General features: G+C 42.7%; 24 protein-coding genes. 10 read left to right on the top strand and 14 right to left on the bottom strand.

Going from position 1 to position 23,462, the window contains the following annotated elements; translation table 11 throughout:
- The first annotated feature begins 12 nt into the window (after window positions 1-12).
- Window positions 13-738 (top strand): head GIN domain-containing protein, encoded by a 726-nt coding sequence (locus tag F0361_RS10840; protein ID WP_154918639.1) that lies wholly within the window; start codon window positions 13-15, stop codon window positions 736-738.
- Between the two features lie 42 nt (window positions 739-780).
- On the opposite strand, the gene F0361_RS10835 is transcribed toward F0361_RS10840, so the two are convergent.
- The 4 genes from F0361_RS10835 to glgB all read right to left on the bottom strand — a co-directional run bounded on the left by F0361_RS10835 (window position 781) and on the right by glgB (window position 7,514).
- Complete coding sequence (locus tag F0361_RS10835; protein WP_154918638.1) at window positions 781-2,112, bottom strand: MFS transporter; 1,332 nt, start codon at window positions 2,110-2,112, stop codon at window positions 781-783.
- A 151-nt stretch (window positions 2,113-2,263) separates the two neighbouring features.
- Window positions 2,264-3,073, bottom strand: coding sequence for a M48 family metallopeptidase (locus F0361_RS10830; protein WP_154918637.1), 810 nt, complete (start codon window positions 3,071-3,073; stop codon window positions 2,264-2,266).
- Between the two features lie 40 nt (window positions 3,074-3,113).
- Window positions 3,114-5,513 carry a glycoside hydrolase family 31 protein gene (locus F0361_RS10825; protein WP_154918636.1) on the bottom strand — a complete coding sequence of 800 codons (2,400 nt, stop codon included), beginning with the start codon at window positions 5,511-5,513 and terminating at the stop codon, window positions 3,114-3,116.
- A 102-nt stretch (window positions 5,514-5,615) separates the two neighbouring features.
- The gene (glgB, locus tag F0361_RS10820) at window positions 5,616-7,514 is read right to left on the bottom strand and encodes a 1,4-alpha-glucan branching protein GlgB (RefSeq protein WP_154918635.1); all 1,899 of its coding nucleotides are present in this window, start codon (window positions 7,512-7,514) and stop codon (window positions 5,616-5,618) included.
- Window positions 7,515-7,761: 247 nt separating this feature from the next.
- Here glgB and F0361_RS10815 point away from each other — a divergent pair, with 247 nt between their 5' ends.
- From F0361_RS10815 to F0361_RS10800, 4 genes are all read left to right on the top strand, one after another.
- Window positions 7,762-8,337 (top strand): collagen-like protein, encoded by a 576-nt coding sequence (locus tag F0361_RS10815; RefSeq protein WP_154918634.1) that lies wholly within the window; start codon window positions 7,762-7,764, stop codon window positions 8,335-8,337.
- Window positions 8,338-8,531: 194 nt separating this feature from the next.
- Window positions 8,532-9,029, top strand: coding sequence for a peptide-methionine (R)-S-oxide reductase MsrB (gene msrB / locus F0361_RS10810; RefSeq protein ID WP_154918633.1), 498 nt, complete (start codon window positions 8,532-8,534; stop codon window positions 9,027-9,029).
- 332 nt (window positions 9,030-9,361) lie between these two features.
- Window positions 9,362-10,753: a dihydrolipoyl dehydrogenase gene (gene lpdA, locus F0361_RS10805; protein WP_154918632.1), complete on the top strand. Its 1,392-nt coding sequence runs from the start codon at window positions 9,362-9,364 to the stop codon at window positions 10,751-10,753.
- Window positions 10,754-10,811: 58 nt separating this feature from the next.
- A complete protein-coding gene (locus F0361_RS10800) occupies window positions 10,812-11,084 on the top strand; it encodes a DUF3817 domain-containing protein (protein ID WP_138259190.1) in 273 nt (90 codons plus the stop codon).
- Here F0361_RS10800 and F0361_RS10795 read toward each other — a convergent pair.
- The 4 genes from F0361_RS10795 to F0361_RS10780 form a co-directional block, all read right to left on the bottom strand.
- The gene (locus F0361_RS10795) at window positions 11,076-12,251 is read right to left on the bottom strand and encodes a PQQ-dependent sugar dehydrogenase (protein ID WP_154918631.1); all 1,176 of its coding nucleotides are present in this window, start codon (window positions 12,249-12,251) and stop codon (window positions 11,076-11,078) included. The two genes, F0361_RS10800 and F0361_RS10795, sit on opposite strands and share 9 nt — an antisense overlap.
- Before the next feature lie 63 nt (window positions 12,252-12,314).
- The gene (gene aroQ / locus F0361_RS10790) at window positions 12,315-12,728 is read right to left on the bottom strand and encodes a type II 3-dehydroquinate dehydratase (RefSeq protein ID WP_154918630.1); all 414 of its coding nucleotides are present in this window, start codon (window positions 12,726-12,728) and stop codon (window positions 12,315-12,317) included.
- A gap of 82 nt (window positions 12,729-12,810) precedes the next feature.
- Entirely contained in the window at window positions 12,811-13,329 is a 519-nt protein-coding gene (locus F0361_RS10785; protein ID WP_154918629.1) for a hypothetical protein, read from the bottom strand.
- 200 nt (window positions 13,330-13,529) lie between these two features.
- Entirely contained in the window at window positions 13,530-14,090 is a 561-nt protein-coding gene (locus F0361_RS10780; protein ID WP_154918628.1) for a porin family protein, read from the bottom strand.
- Window positions 14,091-14,214: 124 nt separating this feature from the next.
- Here F0361_RS10780 and xerD point away from each other — a divergent pair, with 124 nt between their 5' ends.
- Entirely contained in the window at window positions 14,215-15,111 is an 897-nt protein-coding gene (gene xerD, locus F0361_RS10775) for a site-specific tyrosine recombinase XerD (protein WP_154918627.1), read from the top strand.
- A 1-nt stretch (window position 15,112) separates the two neighbouring features.
- Here the strand turns inward: xerD and F0361_RS10770 are convergent, their stop codons facing one another.
- Window positions 15,113-15,631, bottom strand: coding sequence for a hypothetical protein (locus F0361_RS10770; RefSeq protein WP_154918626.1), 519 nt, complete (start codon window positions 15,629-15,631; stop codon window positions 15,113-15,115).
- 84 nt (window positions 15,632-15,715) lie between these two features.
- Window positions 15,716-17,008, bottom strand: coding sequence for an NAD(P)/FAD-dependent oxidoreductase (locus F0361_RS10765; protein WP_154918625.1), 1,293 nt, complete (start codon window positions 17,006-17,008; stop codon window positions 15,716-15,718).
- A gap of 102 nt (window positions 17,009-17,110) precedes the next feature.
- Between F0361_RS10765 and F0361_RS10760 the strand changes: the two genes are divergently transcribed.
- From F0361_RS10760 to F0361_RS10750, 3 genes are all read left to right on the top strand, one after another.
- Window positions 17,111-18,538 (top strand): amidohydrolase, encoded by a 1,428-nt coding sequence (locus tag F0361_RS10760; RefSeq protein WP_154918624.1) that lies wholly within the window; start codon window positions 17,111-17,113, stop codon window positions 18,536-18,538.
- Between the two features lie 227 nt (window positions 18,539-18,765).
- Window positions 18,766-19,260, top strand: coding sequence for an RNA polymerase sigma factor (locus tag F0361_RS10755; RefSeq protein ID WP_138259199.1), 495 nt, complete (start codon window positions 18,766-18,768; stop codon window positions 19,258-19,260).
- A 3-nt stretch (window positions 19,261-19,263) separates the two neighbouring features.
- On the top strand, window positions 19,264-19,914 hold the full coding sequence (locus F0361_RS10750; RefSeq protein WP_154918623.1) for a hypothetical protein: 651 nt from the start codon (window positions 19,264-19,266) through the stop codon (window positions 19,912-19,914).
- Here F0361_RS10750 and F0361_RS10745 read toward each other — a convergent pair.
- Together F0361_RS10745 and F0361_RS10740 are read right to left on the bottom strand one after the other, a co-directional pair.
- Window positions 19,911-20,720: a lysophospholipid acyltransferase family protein gene (locus F0361_RS10745; protein ID WP_138259201.1), complete on the bottom strand. Its 810-nt coding sequence runs from the start codon at window positions 20,718-20,720 to the stop codon at window positions 19,911-19,913. The genes F0361_RS10750 and F0361_RS10745 overlap by 4 nt on opposite strands.
- Window positions 20,721-20,743: 23 nt before the next feature.
- Window positions 20,744-21,385, bottom strand: a complete 642-nt coding sequence (locus F0361_RS10740) for an NUDIX hydrolase (protein ID WP_154918622.1) — start codon at window positions 21,383-21,385, stop codon at window positions 20,744-20,746.
- On the opposite strand from F0361_RS10740, the gene F0361_RS10735 reads away from it, so the two are divergent.
- The gene (locus tag F0361_RS10735) at window positions 21,384-22,100 is read left to right on the top strand and encodes a peptidylprolyl isomerase (protein ID WP_154918621.1); all 717 of its coding nucleotides are present in this window, start codon (window positions 21,384-21,386) and stop codon (window positions 22,098-22,100) included. The genes F0361_RS10740 and F0361_RS10735 overlap by 2 nt on opposite strands.
- 4 nt (window positions 22,101-22,104) lie before the next feature.
- On the opposite strand, the gene F0361_RS10730 is transcribed toward F0361_RS10735, so the two are convergent.
- Both F0361_RS10730 and F0361_RS10725 read right to left on the bottom strand, forming a co-directional pair.
- Entirely contained in the window at window positions 22,105-22,710 is a 606-nt protein-coding gene (locus F0361_RS10730; RefSeq protein WP_154918620.1) for a trimeric intracellular cation channel family protein, read from the bottom strand.
- A 7-nt stretch (window positions 22,711-22,717) separates the two neighbouring features.
- On the bottom strand, window positions 22,718-23,434 hold the full coding sequence (locus F0361_RS10725; protein WP_154918619.1) for an RDD family protein: 717 nt from the start codon (window positions 23,432-23,434) through the stop codon (window positions 22,718-22,720).
- Window positions 23,435-23,462: the final 28 nt, after the last annotated feature.

Raw genomic sequence — 23,462 nt, 5'->3', positions numbered from 1 at the left:
ATCAATTAAAAAATGAAAAAAATCACAACACTAGCCATTGTTTTGGCCATGACAGTTTCCTGCTCTGCACAATGGGGCAAAAGAATTAACGGTAACGGAGACCAGGTTACTATCGATAGAACTACCAGCGACTATGATGCCATTGGTGTATCGGGTTGGTTCGATGTACATTTGGTAGAGGGAAATGAAGGTAAATTGACACTTACGGGAGAATCGAATTTATTGGAATACATTATTACAGAAGTGAAAAACGGAAAATTGGAAATTAAGACCGAAAAAGGGGTCAACTTAAAGCCTTCTTCTTGGAAAAATGGTATAACAATAACCGTACCCGTTGAAAGTATTGATGCCATTGCACTCTCCGGTTCTGGGGATATTGAAGGGAAGACCACAATAAAAACGGACAATTTGGAAACGACCATGTCAGGTTCTGGTGACATTACTTTGGATGTGGATGCCAACTCCGTACGCGCAAGTATGTCGGGATCAGGGGATATCACATTGAGCGGTAGCACTAAGGATTTTCAGGCAACCATTTCTGGGAGCGGAGATATCAAGGCATTTGATATGGATGCCGATAATGTGGATGCTACCGTTTCAGGTTCGGCTGACATAAAGGTAACGGCCAATAAGATGTTAAAAGCAAGGGTTTCCGGTTCAGGGGATATTACCTACCGCGGAAATCCTGAGAAAATAGACACGAAAACTTCCGGTTCCGGGGACGTTTCAAAAGGATAAAATCAAATAGCGAACAATCAACAACTCTGAAAAGGCCTCTAATCAAAGGGGTCTTTTTAGTTGTTTCACCCTTGTAAGTAGCAACATACCCACCAGGAAAAATATTCCCAAGAAAAAAATGGCATTACGCATACTGCCGGTAAATTGGGCGATAAAACCATAAAGGAAAGTTCCTATGATAATACCTATTTTTTCGGCAACATCGTAAAAACTAAAAAAGGAAGTGGTATCCTTGGTTTCAGGAATGAACTTGGAATAGGTGGAACGGGACAGGGCCTGAATGCCGCCCATAACCAATCCTACGCATCCGGCAGCAATATAAAAATCGGTCGGTGTAATCAAAAAATACGCATATACACATATGACGACCCAAAGTGCGTTTACCACGATAAGCGTTTTTATATTTCCAAAATTCTTTGAGGCCCATGCCGTTACCGAGGCCCCAAGAATGGCCACGAGTTGAATGACCAGAATACTCACGATCAAACCTGTGGTGCGTTCAGCATCCGAACCCCAACCTATTTCCTCCTCGCCAAAATAGGTCGCGATCAACATAACGGTCTGTACGGCCATACTGTATACAAAGAAAGCCCCTAAATATCTTTTTAATCGGGTTTGGTTTCCCAATTCGTGCCAGACGCCCTTCAACTCCCTAAATCCGTTCAGGATAACATTGGTTCGAGCCCCTTCACGTTTATTACCTTTGGGTAAATAGTAAAAACTATATTGTGCGAAAAGTATCCACCAGAACCCAACCGAGACAAAAGAATATTTCATGGCCTTGATTTCGGCTACTCCACCATCATCGGAAGTGATTCCAAAAACTTCTGGTTTCATCACCATGGCGAGGTTCACCAACAAAAGAAGAACGCTCCCAATATATCCTAGGGAAAACCCTTTCGCACTAACGGCATCCTGTTGTTCCGGATAGGCCACATCAGGCAAATACGAATTGTTGATGGCAAAGCTTACCCAAAATCCTACAAGTCCAAAAAAGTAACAAAGCAATCCAAAATAGATGTTCTCTAGGGAAAACCAGTTGAGGCCAATGCAGGATAGACCACCCATATAGCAAAAGAACTTCATGAATATTTTCTTGTTACCAATATAATCCGCAATGCCCGAAATCAAAGGGGTGATTATTGCTATAAATACAAAGGCCAGGGATGTGGTATAACTAATTAGTGGAGCCCTTGCGATTTCTACTCCAAAGACGGTCACCTTTTCTATCTCGGCCACCCTAAAAAGTGCTCCGTAGAATATGGGGAAAACGGCTGATGAGATGACCAAACTATAAACGGAATTGGCCCAATCATAGAACGCCCAAGCGTTCAACAGTTTTTTGCTTCCCTTTAAGACCAAGGTTCTTGCCATTCTTGTAAACTAACTCGGGCCAAGCCCATGATGCATTTATTGGAATAAGTATAAATTTCTCGGCAAGCATCGGGGCATTATACCCTTTGGCGGTGCCCATAAATAAAAGCCGTTCAAAAGAACGGCCTGAATATACAATAAAAAGTATGTATTATTTGAAACTGGTCACCCCAAATTTAGCGGCTTCTGCCGCTGCTTCAGGAGCCCAAGCCGTTAGGTTGTTAATTCTGGTATCGTTAGACGGATGGGTACTCATAAATTCCGGTGGCGCCTGTCCCCCGCTCTGTGCCTTCATTCGTTTCCAAAGCTCAGCGGCTTCATAGGGGTCATACCCTGCAATGGCCATAATCTGTAATCCGATACGATCTGCTTCGGTTTCATGGCTTCGGCTAAAGGGCAACATAGCTCCCAATTGGGAACCTATACCGTATGCCTGGTTGAACATATTTCTTTTTTGGGGATCCTGAATGGCTATATTTCCAGCGACCGCACCCAATTGCTGCAAAGTACCCGCACTCATTCTCTGGGCTCCATGGTCTGCCAAGGCGTGTGCAACCTCATGTCCCATAACCACCGCTACACCGGTTTCCCCATCACAAATGGGCAATATTCCCGTATAAAATACAATTTTACCACCGGGCATACACCAGGCGTTTACGGTTTCGTCCTTAACCAGGTTGTACTCCCATTTATAATCGTTCAAATACCCTGGGTATCCGTTGGCCGACAACCATCGCTCCGCGGCCGAGGAAATTCTTTGTCCCACCCTGGTAATCATGTGTGCCTCGGAAGTTCCCTTAACTACATTGTTTTCACCCAAAAACTGGTCGTACTGGGCAAAGGCCATTGGAAAAATTTGACTATTGGGATAAAAATTCAATGTTTTCTGACCCGTAAAAGGATTGACCTTGCAGGCAGAGACTGCCAGAAACAGGGTCAATATCAAAAGTATTCTATTCATGGTTTTAGTGTTTTACTATGTTGCGAAAATTACAAAATTATTATTTCGAGGTTATGTGCAAAAGCGTAAAGTTTTTGTCGATGAGCATGGAATTGTCCCCATTGGAACGTACAGTTTTCAAATTTACTTCCTCATTGTCCACCTGCACTTTACCAATTTTAAAAGGCAGTCCGTAGATATTGAACCTAAATTTTTCATATCCAGTTACAAAGCTACCGTCCTTGAATTGTTGGATGGTCAAAGACTTTTCCTTTCCCGTCAATTTAAAGTTCCGCAATGAATACCTACCCTTTTTATAATCGTATCCATCCTGTGCATCCTCATAAACCTCAGAAGTCTCTACCCCAACAGTAAAATAGGTTTCCAATACTAATTCCTTTAATTTTAACTGACCAACATATTGTTGAACGGGATACTTTGGTATTACGGCACCGGCCTTAACATAGATGGGGATCATATCCAGTTCTGCGGTCACCCAACGTTCCTTACCTCCATTCAAACATTCTTGGGTCCAAAAATCATACCACTTTCCTTTTGGAAAATACATTCTCCTACCTTGGGCATTGGGTTCCTGAATAGGACATACCAATATTTGGTTTCCAAAGATAAACTCATCCGTTCTAAAATGTGTCTGGGTATCCTCTTGGTCGTAATACACCAAGGGCTTAAGCATGGGTATATGATCTTTGCTATACTTGTAAAACATCGTATATAGATAGGGCAATAGCTGATATCGTATCTCCACAAATTTTCGAACGATATCCGTAATATCACTACCAAAGGACCAAGGTTCCTGATCTCCATGGTCACCACTGGAATGCACCCTACAGAAGGGATGAAAAACGCCCAATTGGATCCATCGTGCAAAAAGCTCCCCATTGGGTTGCTCTGCAAATCCACCAATATCCGAACCCACAAACGAATAGCCGCTCATACACATACGCTGCACCTGAACGTTGGCAATCCATAAATGCTCCCAAGTAGCAACATTATCCCCTGTCCAGGTTGAAGAATATCTTTGAGTCCCTGCAAAAGCTGCCCTGGTTATTACAAAAGGTCTTTTGGGATATACATACTTTTTGACACCCTCGTAGGTAGCCCTTACCATCTGCATTCCATACACATTGTGAGCCTTTCTGTGGGTACAGGGATATCCATCGTAATCATGACGAGTGTCCAATGGAGCGGTTTTGCTGGGAACCTCCATAACGGCGGGTTCGTTCATGTCATTCCACACGGCATGAACCCCAATGTCCGACATAAATTCCCTATAAAGTTCTGCCCACCATTCACGGACTTCAGGATTTGTAAAATCCGGGAAATTACATTCCCCTGGCCAGACTTTCCCGTGCATCAAGGGACCGTCTCCACGTTTGCAGAAATAGTCGTTTTCCAAGGCCTCTTGATACACCCAATAATCGCGATCGATCTTGATACCTGGATCTATCATCACAACGGTCTTGAAGCCGTCCTGCTCCAATTCGGAAATCATTCTTTTTGGGTCGGGAAAATGGTTCTTGTCCCATGTAAAACATCTGAAACCATCCATATAATCGATATCCAGATAAATGGCGTCACAAGGGATTTTGTGCTCCCTAAATTGATTTGCAATTTCCTTCACATTACTTTCCGGGTAATAGCTCCATTTGGATTGATGAAAGCCCAAGGCCCACAGAGGCGGCAGCTCCGGGGTACCCGTTAAATTGGAATAGGCCGAAACGACCGTGGACATATCCGGACCATAAAAGAAATAATAGTCCATGGCGCCCCCATCCGCCCAAAAACTCGTAACGGTTCTTTTCTCATAGGCAAAGTCAAAATGCGTCTTGAAGCTATTGTCAAAAAAGATGCCATAGGCCCTTCCCCTATTTAATCCAATGTAAAAAGGTATTGCTTTATAAAGAGGGTCCTGATCCTTCCCGTAAGCATAGGAATCCGTCACCCAATTCTCCACCCGTTTTCCTTTTAAATTGCTATGGGTGGATTTATCGCCCATACCGTAGTAGCTTTCACCGGTAGGGGTCATTTTACTCATCTTTACGGTATTGCCCCCATACTCATAGTTTTCCTCCCAGTGGAAGCCTGCTTCGTCCTCATTGATGATAGTTCCATCGAGGTCTGAGATCTGGGTGCGTAGGGACATTTTATCCACCAAAAGCTGTAACCTGGCGGTCTTTACCAAATACTCGGTATCGTTTTCGGTCACTTCCAGGACACTATATCCCAACGATGCCTCTTCGTCTATGGCATAGGAGAAATCGGGCTCAAAGACATGGTTTGTTGCGTATCTGAACCGCAGTACGCTGCCGCGTAAAATAGTTACTTGAAGGATTACTCCGTTTTCCGTGGTAAAATATAGCTTGTCGTTGTCCTGTTTAAATTCGACTATATGATTGGGATATAAATTTCCTTTATATTCCAGTTCCGTATTCGTAATCATATCATTTTGGTTATTGATATCCGCAAAAGAAAAACAATATCGGATAACTTAAAAAACTTTATTTTAAAAATATACCGAAAAGATTGCCTCCTTTAATCGGCGTTATTTCATGATTACTACACCCAAGGGAGGAATTGTAATCTCCACCGATTTTTTATGACCGTGCCACGGTTTATTCGAAGTCTTAATGTTGGGATTTACTTTGCCCGTTCCACCGTATTTAACATCATCACTGTTCAATACCTCTTTCAACTTCCCTTTTTTTGGCATACCGATTCTGTAATTCTCCCTGACCACCGGGGTAAAATTACAGGCGATAACAAGGTCGTTTTCAGCATCATGACCCTTTCTGATGTAGGTAAGCACGGAGTTCTCATGGTCCCCATAGTCTATCCATTGAAAGCCTTCCGGACTAAACTGCTTTTCGTACAAGGCCGGGGAGCTCTTATACAGTGCGTTCAGGTCCTTTACAAATTGCTGTACGCCCACGTGCACCTGGTATTGTAACAAGTGCCAATCCAGACTGTTCTGAAAGTTCCATTCCGCTGTCTGGCCAAATTCCCCGCCCATAAACATCAATTTGGTCCCCGGATGCGTAAACATATATCCAAACAACAGTCTTAAGTTGGCAAAGCGTTGCCATTCATCCCCAGGCATACGATAAACTAGGGACTGTTTGCCATAGACCACCTCATCATGTGAAAATGGTAGCATAAAGTTCTCGGTAAACGCATAGGTCATACTAAAGGTAAGGTCGTTCTGATGGTGCCTTCTGTAAATTGGCTCTTTCTTGAAATACTCAAGGGTATCGTGCATCCAGCCCATCATCCATTTCATCCCAAAACCAAGCCCCCCGTATTCCACCGGCCTGGATACACCGGAAAACGCCGTTGATTCTTCCGCTATGGTCTGGACCGCTCCCTGAAAACTTGCCTGCACTTCCTGATTGAGTTCCCTTATGAAGGACATGGCCTCCAGATTCTCGTTGTTGCCATACATATTGGGTTCCCATTCGCCGTCCTCCCTGGAATAATCCAGGTACAACATGGAGGCAACGGCATCTACCCGTAAGCCATCCACATGGTATTGATCCAGCCAAAAAAGTGCATTGCTGATCAAAAAGGCACGTACTTCATTTCGGCCATAGTTAAAGATCAAACTTTTCCAATCTGGGTGGTAGCCCTTTCTTCTGTCCGGATGCTCGTACAGGTGAGAACCATCAAAGAAGCCCAATCCATGGGCATCTTCGGGAAAATGGGAAGGTACCCAATCCAAAATGACCCCAATATCGTTTTGATGGAAAGCATCGACCAGAAACTTAAATTCCTCAGGGGTGCCAAACCTGGAAGTTGGGGCAAAGTAACCCGTTAATTGATATCCCCAAGAGGGGTCGTACGGATATTCCATCACTGGCATAAACTCCACATGGGTATAGCCCATTTCCTTTACATAGGAGACCAGTTCCTTGGCCAATTCCTTATAGCTAAGCACATTATTGCTTGCATCCCTTTTCCATGAACCAATATGTACTTCGTAAACAGAATAGGGCCTGTCCAATCCGTTTTTGTCCTTCCTGTAGCCCATCCAAGCGGAATCCATCCACTTGTAATCGGCAGACCAAACGATGGAGGCCGTTTTTGGGGGATGCTCGCACAAACGGGCAAATGGGTCGGCCTTCTCTGTCCAGATGTCATTATTGTGCGACTGGATTTTATACTTATAGATAGCTCCTTTTCCAACCTTTGGGATAAAACCTTCCCAAATACCGCTGGAATCCCATCGTACGTTCAATCTATGTGCATCTGCATTCCAATAATTAAAATCCCCAACGACCGATACGGATTTCGCGGAAGGGGCCCAAACGGCAAAATAGGTACCCTCAATACCGTCCAATTCTATGATATGGGATCCCAATTTATCATATAACCTATAGTGCTTACCGCCTTTAAAAAGGTTTATATCAAAATCCGTAAATAGCGAATGTGGTATTACTTTGGACATATGCGAGCTTTTGGTTTTCCTGTAAATCTAATCAACTTTACGTTAAAATCTAACGAGAAATGTTTTGAAGACAAATCCAGAAACAAAATTTAACTCCTTTGGTTTGATATTATAGAGGACTACGGACTGTCAATCAAGCGAAAAAATTTGGTTCTATCAAAAGGATATTTATGTAAACACCAAAAATGGAACGCTTTTTGAATATCTTGGTTAAATTAATAATGGTGAACCAATAAAATTAAATATCATGAAAAAAGCAACAATTTTATTCAGTACAATATTGGCATTTTTATTTATGGCCTGTGAAGGACCCCAAGGCCCTCCGGGTTTCGATGGTTTGGACGGTCGTGACGGTCGTGACGGTGTCGATGGCCAAGACGGAATAAACATCTTGGGCAAAGTAATCGACATTGAAGGTACTTTTGATGCTGGAAACGACTATTCCATATTCTATGAGTTTCCGCAATCCATAGAGGTTTTTGAAACCGATGTTGTTTTGGTGTACCTGTTATGGGACCAAACCGAGGATGGCAATGGCGATCCTGTAGACATATGGAGGTTAATGCCGCAAACCAGAATCATCGACCAAGGCCTACTACAGTACAATTATGATTATACGTTTTTTGACGTGAGTATCTTCTTAGAGGCCGATTTTGATTTGGCAACCCTACTGCCCGGCGATACAGACAACCAAGTATTTAGGATAGCCGTTTTACCTGCCGAAGCTGCACAGAGCGGAAAATTGGATTTTAGCAACATACATTCCGTAATGGGCAGACTTGGCGTCACCGAAAAGGATGTGCAAAAAGTGATTTTAAAATAAATGCCAATATTATAGATATAAACCCCGAATTATCGGGGTTTTTTATTTTAATATATTTAGAAAAACTTAACGAACCTGTAATTATTTGTATCCTATCTTTGTAAGGAATCCTTCCAATTAGCGACCCAATGTAGGTGCAAGCAAATTCTTGCGAACAGTAAATAGACACGATTATTCACCAAAAAAATAATGAAATGAAATTTACAGTTTTAATAGGGGTCCTAGTGGTAATGACAAGCTGCAAAGGCATTTCACAGGAAAAAGATACGGCCAGAGATAAGGGCCAAGAAAAAACGAAGGAATTTAAGGTCCAAAAAACGGAGGCGGAATGGAAGGCAGAACTCACCGATGCCGAATTTTACGTGCTACGGAAAGCGGCCACCGAAAATCCCTTTACCAGTGAGCTTCTGGATAACAAGAAAAAGGGGACCTATGTCTGTGCAGGGTGCGGCACACCACTTTTCAAAAGCGAGACAAAATTCGATTCAGGCACTGGATGGCCCAGTTTTTATCAAGAGATTGAGGGAAATGTTGGGTACGATGTCGATTACAAGATTGGATACAAAAGAACCGAGGAACACTGTGCCACTTGTGGTGGGCACTTGGGCCATGTATTTGAGGACGGCCCTGCCCCAACGGGTCTAAGACATTGCATTAACGGAGTGGCCTTAAATTTTGTAGAGAACAAATAATTTTAAAGAATACCAAATTACCAAAAATGCGGCACCTTACATATGTCTTTTTCTAGATAAAATAATAGTATCCGAAAATTAATCAGCAAGGTCCAAATACCACAATGGAATAATTCTTCGAGGCGCTGACAAAGGCTTTGGAATTGAATAAATGGGAAGATACCCTTTAGGTTTTTTAGTCCTTACAATAACCTATAAATTTCGAAATACCCTAATGACTACTACTTTAAACAAGTAGGCTTTTAGAATTTCTTTATTTCTCTTCAAGGTCAGAATTCCGATTTGGTTTTGTATTTTTGCACCTCAATTTTCAACCTCAAAAAGAAATTTATATGAGCACTTTTGATGTCATTGTTCTGGGTAGTGGACCAGGTGGTTATGTTACCGCAATTAGAGCTTCCCAATTAGGTTTTAAGACCGCCATTATTGAAAAGGAAAACCTAGGAGGTGTCTGTCTAAATTGGGGATGTATACCAACCAAGGCATTGTTGAAGTCGGCTCAAGTATTCGAATACCTACAGCACGCCGGGGACTACGGTCTCAAAGCAGAAGGTGTGGATAAGGATTTTGGAGCCGTTATCAAAAGAAGTAGAGGTGTTGCCGATGGAATGAGCAAAGGGGTTCAATTCTTGATGAAAAAGAATAAAATAGAGGTTATAAACGGTTTTGGTACCTTGAAACCGGGTAAAAAAGTTTCGGTAACATCCGAAGATGGTAAGGAAACTGAATATAGTGCGGACCATATCATAATTGCAACTGGGGCCCGTAGCAGGGAATTGCCCAGTCTGCCACAAGATGGAAAGAAGATAATCGGTTATAGGGAAGCCATGACCCTTTCAGAGCAGCCAAAGAAAATGATCGTTGTGGGAAGTGGGGCCATTGGTATCGAGTTCGCCTATTTCTACAATTCCATGGGCACCGAAGTTACCGTTGTCGAATACTTGCCCAACATAGTGCCCGTTGAGGACGAAGACGTTTCCAAACAATTGGAGCGCAGTTTCAAAAAGGCGGGAGTAAAAATTATGACTTCTGCGGAAGTAACATCCGTGGATACCTCCGGTAATGGTGTAAAAGCGACCGTAAAGACATCTAAAGGTGAAGAGGTTTTGGAAGCGGACATCGTCCTTTCCGCCGTTGGAATCAAAACAAACATAGAAAATATAGGTCTGGAGACGGTTGGTATTGCTACGGACCGGGACAAGATTTTGGTAAACGATTATTATCAGACCAATATCCCTGGATATTATGCCATTGGGGACGTTACCCCTGGACAGGCCTTGGCGCATGTCGCATCGGCAGAAGGCATACTGTGTGTTGAAAAAATCGCTGGAATGCATGTAGAACCCTTGGATTATGGAAACATCCCCGGATGTACCTATTGCAGCCCTGAAATTGCTTCCGTAGGACTTACGGAAAAACAGGCCAAGGAAAAAGGGTTTGACATCAAGGTTGGCAAATTCCCCTTCTCCGCAAGCGGAAAAGCAAAAGCCTCAGGAGCTTCAGACGGTTTTGTGAAAGTTATTTTTGATGCCAAATATGGTGAATGGCTAGGTTGTCATATGATCGGGGCAGGTGTGACCGACATGATTGCGGAGGCGGTAGTGGCCAGAAAACTGGAAACCACCGGTCACGAAGTCTTAAAAGCGGTACACCCACACCCAACCATGAGCGAAGCGGTCATGGAGGCGGTGGCGGATGCCTACGACGAGGTAATTCACTTATAAATAACTTGAAATGCGAAGTGCCCTGGCACTTTGCTTCTCTTTAATTTTTTCTTTTGGTATGCTCAAAGCCTTTAGAATCACTGCCATTTTAGAAGGAATATCCTATTTGGCCCTATTTGGAGTAACCATGCCCTTGAAATATTGGGCGGAAATCCCGGAACCGAACAAATGGGTGGGGTATGCGCATGGCTTTTTGTTCATCGCCTTTATACTATTGGCCATAGGTGTTTGTTACACCAAAAAATGGGGCTTTAAACGATTGGCAATTTTTGGAATCGCCTCACTTCTTCCTTTTGCCACTTTTTATGTGGAGGAAAAATATTTACGGTAGACGTTGTTCTACGATCTTGTAAATTTTACCATCGAAACTACAAATATATAGTTCGTTGTCCTGGTCCGTTCCAAAGGAGGCTATGGGCAAATTGGTTTCAAACAATAACTTGTTTGTGGGCGTAGTGCTGGATACATTGTCCAAAGCCCATATCCTGCCCGAAATAAAATCCCCATATATATAATAACCGTTCAGAGAGGGATTTAAGCTTCCCCTGTACACATATCCACCGGTTACGGAACGGTCATTGTTTCCATGACCATATTCAAAAACAGGTGCGATAGTTCCGGCCGAATCACAATCCTGGGCATTATAACAAGATGTCCCTTCCAGGATATTCCATCCGTAATTACCTCCCTTTTCTATAATATTGATTTCCTCCTTTTCGCCTTGACCTACGTCACCGGACCATAAATTACCGTTTTGGGTATCAAAAGAAAAGCGCCATGGATTTCTAAGGCCATAGGCATAAATTTCAGGTCGGGCATTTTGAGTAGCAACGAAGGGGTTGTCGTTTGGTACGGAATAGTTCAAATTGGTATCCGTATTATCAACATCGATACGCAGGATTGCACCCAAAAGGTTTTCCAAATTTTGTGCATTCCCATCCGGGTCTCCGCCAGAACCTCCATCCCCGGATGCAATGTACAGATACCCGTCAGGACCAAATCCAAGCTGGCCCCCATTATGGTTTGTATAAGGTTGGGGAATTTGTAATAACAAGGTCTCGCTATTTGGGTCGGCGATATTTGGGTTGTTATCCATCGCTTTAAAACGGGAAACCACGCTTAAACTGCTCGATGGCGTATAACAAACATAAAAGAAGCCGTTCTCCTCAAAATTAGGGTGAAAGGCAAGGCCCAACAACCCCAGTTCATCGGAACTGGTGACACTGCCACTTATACCGAAAAAGGTGGTGGCATCAGCAACATCGGTATCATTTTCAAAAACTTTTATGGTACCCCTTTGTTCCACCACAAAAATCCTATTGGTATCATCATTGGGACTTTGTAAATCCAAGGGCCTTGAAAAGGAAAGATTGGGAAAGGCATTTACTATTGATATGCTTTCGTCCTCGATCGGTGCAAGATTTATATCATCGGAATTACTGCAGGATGAAAGGAGAACTATAAGAATAAGGGTTAAATGGGGAAATAAATTTTTCATAGCATAATTTTTAATTATGTACGAAAAACTAGGTGCTCTTGGATCGACTTTACGGATTTGATTTTATAAAAAACTGCGGATGGCCAAATCGTAACTTTGAAGTCCGAAGCCCAATATCACCCCTTTTGCCCCAGGGGAAATGTAGGAAACATGCCGATAATCCTCCCGATTGTACGTGTTGGAAATATGCACCTCAACAACAGGTGTAATTATGGCCTTTACGGCGTCGCCCAATCCAACCGAAGTGTGCGTATAGGCCGCGGCGTTTAAAACGATGCCATCGTATTCAAAACCTACCTCCTGTAACTTGGTAATCAACTCCCCTTCAATATTGGATTGAAAATACTCCAATTCCACTTCCTTGAAGCGAAATTGCAGTTCTGAAAAGTAATCCTCGAAGGTTTTATGACCGTATACTTCGGGTTCCCTTTTCCCTAGAAGGTTTAGATTGGGACCATTGATAATTATTAGCTTCATGCCGCTAAAAGTACTAATTATTTGAACAAAAAAAGTGGCATTCCGTGAATACCACTTTCACATATATACTTTTTAAACGCCATTAAAACAGGAACAAATATCCCAAAAGTACGGTCCCAAAAGTTACATCGTCCGTAACGGCCATATAGGATATATTCAATTCTGAGGACCCCCCGCTTAAATCGATACCAATGGACGGTCTGTAGTAAAATCCGCCGTCATTTCCATCGTTTAAGCCGATAGCATAGCCCGCATCCGCGCCAAATTTGAACCCGGAGGTCGGGTAAATACGTACCGAAGCACCCGCTGGAATAAATTGATAATTATCAAATTCCGTTTCTACTGAAATACTGCCATTGGTAATGGTTTGTTTTTCTCCAAAGGCATTCATAAATCCTGTAGTAAGACCTAGGTCTATCTCCCGGGAAACACCCCAGTGGTGGTAAATATCCAAACCTAGGTTTAGGCTATAGGCTTCAGAAAAGTCGCCTACCACGATACCACCAACCAGACCTGCCCTAAAGTTTGTTCTGTCTACATACTGCGCACTACCATAGTAACCTATTCCCAGTAGAAACAAAATCGTAAGCAATCCTTTCATTTTTGTTGTTTGTTGATTAAGCGTTAAACTTAACCCCATTTTAACAATTGACTAATTTTAAGTTGTGACGGATAAAATAATGGTGGTAAAAAAGAGAATAATAAAGGTTATGAATGGAACTGGATACCTAAAAACTTCTTTTTTCTTGAAACAAAAAAGGCGAAGGAAATCCTTCGCCTTTTATTACGTATGAATTCTCGCTATAGAAAGTACACCGCGGAAATCGCAAATACCCTGTTCTTGGAATTCACATTTTCTATTACGTTTATAAAACCGGCAGAGTATCTTGCCTGAAAATAAAAGTTTTCGTCCAATCTATAGCCTGCTCCAATCCCTAAACCAATGTCAATTCCGTTTGTTGCATCAAAACTTGCACCGGTTCCGGATATATTACGATCTACATTGTTGGACAACAACAACCCCAAATAGGGACCAGCCTCAACATAAAGTTCATCCCAAACATTGTATTTGGCCATGACAGGAACGTTCAAGTACCAAAAGTTTAAATCATCTTGGAAAAATCCGCCACTACCTTGATATGATATTAAAGCTTCCGGTTGAATAATTAATTCATCACTAAAAGGTATCTCTAAAACTCCTCCAATGTGGAAACCCGTTTTTGCATCATAACTTAAATTTGCATCGCCGCCCAAAGAGGATACATTCAATCCAGCTTTTGCTCCAAACCTCGTAATATCCTGTGCGTTCGTCGCGTAGCATCCCATGAGTACGAAGGACACCATAAAAACTACTTTTTTCATGTTCAATTTGTTTAATGGTTGCTCTCAAAGATATGAATCTTTAATAATTTAGTTATCTACTATATTTAAAGGAGAGGACGTAATTATAAAGAAACCTATTCTAGGATTAAATGTATCTTTAGGTATGAAGTGGGAAAAGGCCTTAAAAGACTATGGACATTACTTAAAATTGGAGCGTGGATTGGCCCATAATTCCATTAAAAATTACATAATGGACGTGGAAAAGCTTATTGCTTTTCTTGAAGATTATCAAATAAAGGAATCCCCAATAAACATTTCAAAGGATATCCTACAACAGTTCATTTACGAGGTTGCCAAAGTGGTAAATCCCAGATCGCAGGCACGTATCATATCCGGATTAAAAAGTTTTTTCAATTATTTGGTATTTGAGGATTATAGGCAGGACAATCCGCTGGATTTGATAGAATCTCCCAAAGTAGGAAGAAAATTGCCGGACACCCTTTCCGAAGCGGAAATTAACAAGCTTATAGAGCATATCGATTTGAGCAAACCCGAGGGCGAACGTAACAGGGCCATGCTCGAAACGTTGTACGGTTGTGGCCTTCGCGTATCGGAACTTATCGGTTTAAAATTATCCGACCTTTTTTTTGATGAGGATTTTATTAAAGTTACGGGGAAAGGAGAAAAACAACGCTTTGTACCCATAAGCGATATCAACAAAAAATACATTGATATTTACCGTAATGAGATTCGTGTACACCAAGAAATAAAGAAAGGATTCGAAGACACTCTATTCCTGAATAGAAGGGGAAGGCAATTGACACGGGCCATGGTCTTTACCATTGTTAAAAACCTTGCCGAGAAAATAGGCCTGCATAAAAATATTAGCCCGCATACCTTTCGCCATTCCTTTGCCACCCATTTATTGGAAAATGGTGCCGATTTAAGGGCCATCCAACAGATGTTGGGTCATGAAAGCATCACGACGACGGAGGTATACATGCACGTTGATAGAAGTCATTTGGCAGAAGTACTAAATAAATTTCATCCAAGAAAGTAACTTAAAATTTGAGCTTTCCTTTTAGCGTATATACTTGGGGTATTGGTATCAATGGTTCCCCAAAGGCACCCACGGAAGAACTGTTTATTTGGAAGTTGCCCCTTGCCTCCACTTGAAAATTTTTATTGACCTCATACCCAATTCCGGAGACCACACCAATTCTTGGAGGAACCTGCTTTTGGGATTCTAACCCTGGATACTTTTTAATGCTGTATTCTGCTTCCATTCCAGAAAACAAATACCAGTTTTCATCCAAATAGTGCTTAAGTAGTATGTTGGACCTAAATCGATTGGAGAGCATGTAAGTGTCGTAAAAAGCACTGAGATCTGCCGAAAAGGTGTTCGTAATCGGATAGCTTAAACGAAAGGACGCATGTTGCTCTCCACCCAGAAAAACAGGGTACCCAAATGATTCCAACTTCAAGCCATCTGTTGGTTTGGGCTCGTTTGCCAATCCAATTGTCTGTGAAGAACCTAGGGAGCAAATAAAAAGGAAAATTATAAAAAGATAGCTCTTCATAGGATTCGCCTTTTCTTTAAAGGAAAAGAAAAATCCCGTTTAGAGTTCCCAACTTATGAAAAATTTAACGCAGCCCGTTGAAAATCAATCCCTGAACTGATCGTAGTTTCTCTTAAAAGGTCGGATAATGAGTCGGGCCTCCCGGTCAAATCGGATATAATTATACACCCAATTCACGAACACCACTACCCTATTCCTAAAGCCTATCAAAAAGAACAAATGCACAAACATCCACACGAACCAGGCAAAGACACCTTGAAATCGAATATTTTTTAAATCACAGACCGCTTTGTTACGCCCAACCGTTGCCATACTACCTTTGTCTTTGTAAATAAAGGGTTCGAGCGATTTTCCGTTTATGAGTCGGACCAAATTTTCGCCCAGTTTCCTGCCCTGTTGAATGGCAGGTTGCGCCATCATGGGATGCCCTCTAGGTGCCTCTTCGCTCTGCATACATGCAATGTCGCCTATGGCAAAAATATTTGGGAATCCAATCACCTGGTTGAACTCATTGACCGAAAGCCTATTACCACCAGCAATCAGTTCCTTGGCATCCAGACCCTTTATGGTGGCCCCTTTTACGCCGGCGGCCCAAATTAAGGTGGCGGTCTCGAAGACTAAATCGGTTTTGGTCCGAACGGTTTTGCCGTCATATCCGGTTACCCTCACATTTTTCCAAACCTGTACGCCCAGATCTTCCAAAAATTTCTCGGCCTTCTCGGACGCCTTTTCGCTCATCGCATCTAGAAGTCGGTCTCCACCTTGAACCAAATTTATCTGTGCCCTACGTGTATCCAGATCGGGATAGTCTTTGGGCAGGATACCTTTTTTTATTTCGGCCAAGGCACCCGCCAGTTCCACCCCGGTAGGCCCGCCTCCTACTATGACGAAGTTCATGAGCGCATCACGTTCGTGGTATTCATCCGTGAGCAGTGCCTGTTCAAAGTTCTCCAAAATGAGGCTTCTTAGATTCAAGGATTGCGGGATGGACTTCATGGCCATGGCATGCTGCTCCAATTCCGTATTGCCAAAGAAATTGGTCTCTGAACCCGTAGCGACCACCAAATAATCGTATGAAATCTCGCCAATGGTGGTTTTTAACAACTGTTTATCAGGAAGTATTTCTGTTACCTCGGCGAGCCTAAAAAAGAAATTATCATATCCAATCAACACCTTACGCAGGGGATAGGCAATGGAATCCGGCTCCAATCCGCCTGTGGATACCTGATACAACAAAGGTTGAAAGGTATGGTAGTTGTTCTTGTCCAAAAGTACCACCTGTACTTCTTGCTTCCGAAGTTTTTGGGCCAGGGAAATTCCACCGAAGCCCCCACCAATGATGACAACTCTAGGATTATTGGAACGAGGTATGTTCATATTCAAAAAGTAAGTTGCAAAATTAAACAAACGGGTTTCGAATAGAAAAGAATATAGCGTTTTTAGTAACTTTAAGGACTAATTCAACTAAATCACTCCAGCATGCAAAAAATTACGATTATGCTCATCGTTCTGTGTACCTCCGTACTCACATTGAGCGCCCAAAAAACCAAAAAGGAAGTATTGAAATCCTTGGATCAGAAAAGCGAAACCTACGGAGAAATATCGCAGGAAATATGGAACCTGGCAGAGATGGGATACCAGGAAGTAAAAAGTTCCGCATTACTACAAAAAACCTTGGAAGAAGCAGGTTTCACAATTGAAACCGGCGTAGCGGGCATTCCAACGGCCTTTATTGCCGAGTATGGCAGCGGTAGCCCTATCGTGGCCATTATGGGCGAGTATGATGCACTCCCCGGTCTATCGCAAGAGGCCGTGGCCGAGAAAAAATCGGCCGGAGGTGCAGCAGGTCATGCATGTGGGCACCACCTGTTCGGCACCGCTTCCACCGCTGCAGCTATTGCTACAAAGGACTGGATGGTGGCCAACAATAAACAGGGTACGATACGCTTTTATGGAACCCCGGCCGAAGAGGGGGGATCCGGAAAAGTGTACATGGTTAGGGCCGGACTTTTTGACGATGTAGACATTGCGCTTCATTGGCATCCTGGCGCACAAAATGCATCGAACGCAGGGGCCGCTTTGGCCAATAAATCGGCCAAATTTCGTTTCCATGGATTTTCTGCACACGCAGCGGCCGCTCCGGAGCAGGGTCGTTCCGCTTTGGACGGTGTAGAGGCCATGAACATGATGGTCAATATGATGCGCGAGCATGTACCATCTGATGCGCGAATTCACTATGTTATAACCTCTGGTGGTAAGGCGCCCAACGTAGTTCCAGATTTTGCCGAAGTCTATTACTATGCGCGCCATGCAAAAAGGGATGTGGTCATCGATATTTTTGACAGGATCGTGAAAGCTGCCGAAGGAGCTGCTTTGGGAACGGGAACTACCATGGACTATGAAATGATCGGGGGTACCCATGAATTGTTGCCCAACCTAACCTTACAGAAAGTAATGTTCGACAATTTGACCGAAGTGGGTGGTTTTGATTATACCCCCGAGGAAAGGGAATTTGCCGATAAAATTGCAAAATCCCTAGGCAAGGATCAGGCCGATATCAGTGTTGCCCAAAATATCCAACCCTACAAAACCGAAGCAAAACCGGGAGGTTCCACGGATGTTGGCGACGTAAGCTTTACCGTGCCAACCGTAGGAATGAGCGCCGCCACGTGGGTGCCCGGAACACCGGCGCATAGCTGGCAGGCCGTGGCCGCGGGCGGTACTTCCATTGGAAAAAAAGGCATGATGGTCGCCGCAAAGACCCTGACCTTGACCGCTATCGATATTTTTTCCGATAAAAAATTAGTGGACGCCGCCAAGGCCGAATTTCAGGAAAAACGGGGAGCCGACTTCAAATACATCCCACTTTTGGGCGATAGGGAGCCTGCTCTGGATTATAGAAAGTAGTATCAATGGGTTATTAAAAGAGGCTGTCTAAAAAGTTTTATTTGCCTTATTGTCAGAGTGAGCCTGTCGAAACCGATTGTTGATTTCAGTAGGTTAGAATATTTCGACAAGCTAATTGTGACAAGCGGGAGTACTTTTTTAGACGGTCTCTGTTATTTTATTTTCAACCCAAACTGTAACAAAAGCTGATTACATATTACTAATAGCTTAACAACAGCCAACCATTTGTGAATAAAGAACTGGAACATAGTTTTGTGACAGAGCTTGAGGCCAATCAAAATATTGTCCACAAGGTTTGTACGCTATACACAAATGACAGGGAGTCGCACAACGACCTGTTTCAGGAAATTACTATTCAACTATGGAAGGCCTACCCCAAATTTAGGGGAGAATCCAAGTTCAGTACTTGGATGTACCGGGTAGCGTTGAACACCGCGATTACCCTTTACAGGAAATCCAAAAGAAGAATAGATACACAGGATTATGAATCGGTCTTATTCAAGATAAAGGCCGATGAATATGATGAAACGGAAGAACAGCAGTTAAAACTGATGTACAAGGCCGTACGGCAATTGGGCGATATTGAAAAAGCCTTGGTATTTATGTACCTGGAAGATAAAAATTATACGGAAATAGCGGAAACACTCGGTATCACGGAAGTAAATGCCCGCGTAAAGATGAACCGTATCAAAACAAAATTAAGAACCATTTTGAACCCCTAGGTTATGACGGATGAGTTGGAATTATTAAAGAGGGATTGGCAGAAAAAGGAAGTAAACCTGCCCAAACTTTCCTATGAGGATATTCATAAAATGATTTGGAAGAAATCCTCTTCCATAGTCAAGTGGATATTGATTATCAGTATTTTGGAGTTTGCCGTACCCCATTTGCTCTATCTCTTACCTTCAATGCAAGATGGAATGGAAGTTTATAAAAAGATTGGAGTGTCCAAATATTTATTTTGGGCCTCTGCTTTGACTTATGCGGTTATTTTCTATTTCATCTTCCAGTTTTACAAGCGTTTTAAAGAGATTTCAGTTTTGGACAGTTCCAAAAATTTGATGCGTAAAATCATTCGAACCAGAAGAACGGTGAAGCATTATGTCATATTTTCACTTTCCATGGTGTTGGTAAACGTATTGATTATGGTTGTGGGTATCGCCCTAAGCGATAATGTGCTAAGTGCATTTCCAGATTTGAAGTATAAACTTGACAACATTTCTCCGGAAAAATTAAAACTTACCCTAATGTTTTCTGTTGGGATTTTTGGTATAGTTCTTACCCTATTCATGGGAGGAGTGTACTTTCTTTTATACGGTCTGTTGCTAAGAAAACTCAACAAAAACTATCGGGAACTTAAACAGCTGGAAATTTAATTGGTCTTTCGCCAACGACGTTGTTTATTCTCTTCTTCGTAGGCCAGCAACTCCTCCTTGGGAATGACCTTTAAGAAAGAAGGATGTTGCTCTATGGCATATTCCAATTTTTCTATGATGGATTCCGTGGTTTCGTTATCGTAATCGATTTCCAAGGGCTCTTTGATGACCATGGACTGTAAAATGCCTTTCTTTTTAACCCGAAGTCCCTTTTTATCAAAAGAGCGTCTGAATCCGTCAATGACGACCGGTACTACAATGGGCTTGAACTTTTTAATGATATGGGCCGTGCCCTTTCTAAGGGGTTTCCAAGGAGTGGTCGTACCCTGCGGAAAGGTAATTACCCAACCATCCTTCAAGGCAATGCCAATATTGGAAATATCGCTCATTTTTACCTGCCTGTTTACTTCCTTTCCCTCGGAACGCCAAGTTCTTTCCACGCTAATGGAGCCTGCATAGGCCAAAATCTTGGTCAATAGGCTTTTTTTCATTGTTTCGGCCGCGGCCACGTAATACATGTTAAGCTTTGGCTGCCAAATGTATCCTACGTTCTTGATGGAATCCTCCCTACCGCTCAAACTGGCATTGAACACATGGAACATGGCCACTACATCGGCAAAGTAGGTCTGGTGGTTGCTCACAAAAAGTACATTGGTATCTGGCAAGCTTCGAATAATTTCGGAGCCGTCGATTTCCAACTTGTTAAATCGCTTATACCTTTGATGGGACATTAGACCTAATATCCGTATCAGCCATTTTTTTAGAAAAAGGTTATGCCCAAAAGGGTTTTTCTTAAACAATCCCATAGTTGCTAAAATACTAAATACACTTATAACACCTGCTTCAAAAGATCTTTAATCTCGCTCAACATCATGGCCGTTGCCCCCCAAATAATATAATCGTTTAGTTTAAAGGCCGGTACGGCAATTTCATCAGCGTAGGAGGTCTTCATTTTTTTTGTGGTCAGGTTGATATCCTCCAAAAAATCGGCCAGGGAAATTTCCAAAATTGAGGCCACTTCAGATTCCTGTATCTTGAAAGGCTTTGGTTTTTTGTACAGACCAATGAAAGGCTGCACCTCAAAATTACTGGGCGGTATATACACTTCAGATAGTGTTCTTACCACCTCCACATCCTTTGGGTTCACCCCAACTTCCTCATAGGTTTCTCGTAGGGCGGTAATCTTTAGGTTCCCATCTTCCTTCTCGGCCTTCCCTCCAGGAAATGCCACTTGGTTGGAATGGACACCCTCGTAGGTCTTGCGTAAGATGCACAAAAACTGCGTCCGGTTTCCCAAACCCGGATAGAAAAGTGCCAAGACCGCCGCTTTCCTTGGATTTTTTCTCGGAAGCCTACCTTCCATAAGTTCCTTTATCCTTTCCTGGGGCGCCATTTTATAATGGGAAATTTCGCCTGGGAGCGGTAAATCCTTTATTTTTGAAATCCGTTGTTCAAAAAAGTTGAAATCCATGCGTTTAAAGACTTTCTACTATTTTTTTATAATTCTTACGGTTCAATTTATAGGGTGTAAAGATACGCCCCAAAAGCCTGAAACCCCATCGAAAAAAGAAATAAAAGATGTGGATTCATCCGAAGTCGTTACCCAAGAAACTGAAAAAGCAGATGAAGATACTTTTGAACTTACCGAAGAAAATGCCATCGATTTTTTCTTCGATTATCAAAAAGACCTAAAAGCCAACAAGGTAAAAATGACCACAAAGTTTGGAAGCTTCATAATCCAACTCTATGACGATGTTCCCTATCACAAAGCCAACTTTATTTATTTGACCCGAAAAGGTTATTTTGACTATACCCAATTCCACAGGGTCGTCAAGGATTTTATAATACAAGGGGGCAGTTCAGACGATCAAAAAACGGCCGACAAACGATGGGACATTGGCCGATACCTCCTTCCGCCAGACACCAAAAAAGGGTACAGCCATCACAGGGGCACCGTCTCCATGCCCAGTAGCGAAATGGACAACCCGCACAAACTGGCTTCGCCTTACGAGTTCTTTATCGTGGTAACGGACCCAGGTTCCTATCATTTGGATGGAGATTTCACACCATTTGGAAAAGTAATCGAGGGAATGGACGTAGTGGACAAAATCAATGCCCAACCCGTTGGCAAGGGTGATTGGCCACAACAGAATATTTACATCACCAAAGCGGAGGTTATCGAATAAACGCTCATTTCCTATAAATACTGGGTAAGGCTATCTTAAATTTCACTGCCAAAAGGCGCAAAACTATGATGCAGATAATTCCCGTGATGTAGGGAATATCTGGATTCACGGGAAACTGAAGGATTAAAAAATAGATACCGCCACCAAGAATACATACGGTCGCATAAATTTCCCGCCTGAAAATAACGGGGATTTCATTGCACAAAATATCCCTAATAACCCCTCCAAAACAAGCGGTCATGGTCCCCAATGCGATGCACATGATGGGCAACAACCCGGCGTCCAGTCCTTTTTGTATTCCGATCATTGTGTAAAGACCTATTCCTATGGTATCAAAAAGAAACAGGGATTTTCTAAAGTATTTCAACCTTCCTGCAAAAAGAATCGAAAAGACCACGGTAACGATGATAATAATAGTATAATTGGGTTGGGTCATCCAGCCTACAGGCGTATTCCCAATCAATACATCCCTTAGGGTTCCTCCTCCCACTGCGGTCACAAATGCGATGATAAAGACCCCAAAGACATCCAAGCGCTTCTCCATGGCCACCAGTACTCCTGAAATGGCAAAGGCGATGGTTCCTAGAATGTCTATAAGGGAGTAGAGCATGGGTCAACTACAATTGCTGCGTATAATAACTGTAATCCTTGATAACGATGTCCACAAACTCCATGGGCTGTAAATCACTGGTTATATCCGTGACTTTTTTTATTCGGTTGTTCAGGGATAAAATTACCTTGTGGTTTCCATTTCTTCGGGCGTTATCGTATAGATTTTTGATGGTCTGCATTTCATTGTCCTTAAAGACCGTAACCTGAGGAAATTTTGGGGTATAATTAGAGGGCAAGTCCCGTAAAAGCGTATCCCTCAAGAACACCCTTCGCTTTTCACTGATTACGGTAGTTCCCGCCGCAATGTCCCCCACGCGTTGTCCCTTACCGCGTATTAAAATGGTAAAAACGGCAATACCGCCGGAGGTCAAGGTAATGTCCAACATCCGTAGTATCCATCGGATAAAATAACTGGAAAACCCGGGTTTGGTTCCATCCAGTTTGACCACCCGTATACCCATAAAATGCTTTCCTATGGTCTTCCCATCCATAAAGGTCTCCATCAAAAAATAATATAGGAAGGCGGGAAGGCTCATGAGCAAATAAATGGCCCAAGAATCGCCCGGTTCCACATCCAAGGCCAATAGCAGCCAAAACATCAGCACGTAATAAATAACGATGATAAGGGTATCAATAATGTAGGCCAAGATGCGGTCGCCAAGGTGTGCCGTATTTTGGGCAATGCTTATATTTTGGGCTGTTTCTATTTGAAATTGTTCCATTCTTTTGTTTCTTTGGTATAAACCAAGT

This window comes from Maribacter flavus (assembly GCF_008386635.1).
In the GTDB taxonomy this organism is placed as follows: Bacteria; Bacteroidota; Bacteroidia; order Flavobacteriales; family Flavobacteriaceae; genus Maribacter; species Maribacter flavus.
The sequence above is the reverse complement of the archived record's forward strand: the minus strand, read 5'-3'. Positions and strand labels throughout refer to the sequence as shown.

What these genes read in the sequence shown, in the direction of transcription:
- F0361_RS10840 (WP_154918639.1), top strand. Translation starts at nt 13, where the DNA reads ATGAAAAAAATCACAACACTAGCCATTGTTTTGGCCATGACAGTTTCC.
- F0361_RS10835 (WP_154918638.1), bottom strand. Translation starts at nt 2,112, where the DNA reads ATGGCAAGAACCTTGGTCTTAAAGGGAAGCAAAAAACTGTTGAACGCT.
- F0361_RS10830 (WP_154918637.1), bottom strand. Translation starts at nt 3,073, where the DNA reads ATGAATAGAATACTTTTGATATTGACCCTGTTTCTGGCAGTCTCTGCC.
- F0361_RS10825 (WP_154918636.1), bottom strand. Translation starts at nt 5,513, where the DNA reads ATGATTACGAATACGGAACTGGAATATAAAGGAAATTTATATCCCAAT.
- glgB (WP_154918635.1), bottom strand. Translation starts at nt 7,514, where the DNA reads ATGTCCAAAGTAATACCACATTCGCTATTTACGGATTTTGATATAAAC.
- F0361_RS10815 (WP_154918634.1), top strand. Translation starts at nt 7,762, where the DNA reads ATGAAAAAAGCAACAATTTTATTCAGTACAATATTGGCATTTTTATTT.
- msrB (WP_154918633.1), top strand. Translation starts at nt 8,532, where the DNA reads ATGAAATTTACAGTTTTAATAGGGGTCCTAGTGGTAATGACAAGCTGC.
- lpdA (WP_154918632.1), top strand. Translation starts at nt 9,362, where the DNA reads ATGAGCACTTTTGATGTCATTGTTCTGGGTAGTGGACCAGGTGGTTAT.
- F0361_RS10800 (WP_138259190.1), top strand. Translation starts at nt 10,812, where the DNA reads ATGCTCAAAGCCTTTAGAATCACTGCCATTTTAGAAGGAATATCCTAT.
- F0361_RS10795 (WP_154918631.1), bottom strand. Translation starts at nt 12,251, where the DNA reads ATGAAAAATTTATTTCCCCATTTAACCCTTATTCTTATAGTTCTCCTT.
- aroQ (WP_154918630.1), bottom strand. Translation starts at nt 12,728, where the DNA reads ATGAAGCTAATAATTATCAATGGTCCCAATCTAAACCTTCTAGGGAAA.
- F0361_RS10785 (WP_154918629.1), bottom strand. Translation starts at nt 13,329, where the DNA reads ATGAAAGGATTGCTTACGATTTTGTTTCTACTGGGAATAGGTTACTAT.
- F0361_RS10780 (WP_154918628.1), bottom strand. Translation starts at nt 14,090, where the DNA reads ATGAAAAAAGTAGTTTTTATGGTGTCCTTCGTACTCATGGGATGCTAC.
- xerD (WP_154918627.1), top strand. Translation starts at nt 14,215, where the DNA reads ATGAAGTGGGAAAAGGCCTTAAAAGACTATGGACATTACTTAAAATTG.
- F0361_RS10770 (WP_154918626.1), bottom strand. Translation starts at nt 15,631, where the DNA reads ATGAAGAGCTATCTTTTTATAATTTTCCTTTTTATTTGCTCCCTAGGT.
- F0361_RS10765 (WP_154918625.1), bottom strand. Translation starts at nt 17,008, where the DNA reads ATGAACATACCTCGTTCCAATAATCCTAGAGTTGTCATCATTGGTGGG.
- F0361_RS10760 (WP_154918624.1), top strand. Translation starts at nt 17,111, where the DNA reads ATGCAAAAAATTACGATTATGCTCATCGTTCTGTGTACCTCCGTACTC.
- F0361_RS10750 (WP_154918623.1), top strand. Translation starts at nt 19,264, where the DNA reads ATGACGGATGAGTTGGAATTATTAAAGAGGGATTGGCAGAAAAAGGAA.
- F0361_RS10745 (WP_138259201.1), bottom strand. Translation starts at nt 20,720, where the DNA reads ATGGGATTGTTTAAGAAAAACCCTTTTGGGCATAACCTTTTTCTAAAA.
- F0361_RS10735 (WP_154918621.1), top strand. Translation starts at nt 21,384, where the DNA reads ATGCGTTTAAAGACTTTCTACTATTTTTTTATAATTCTTACGGTTCAA.
- F0361_RS10740 (WP_154918622.1), bottom strand. Translation starts at nt 21,385, where the DNA reads ATGGATTTCAACTTTTTTGAACAACGGATTTCAAAAATAAAGGATTTA.
- F0361_RS10730 (WP_154918620.1), bottom strand. Translation starts at nt 22,710, where the DNA reads ATGCTCTACTCCCTTATAGACATTCTAGGAACCATCGCCTTTGCCATT.
- F0361_RS10725 (WP_154918619.1), bottom strand. Translation starts at nt 23,434, where the DNA reads ATGGAACAATTTCAAATAGAAACAGCCCAAAATATAAGCATTGCCCAA.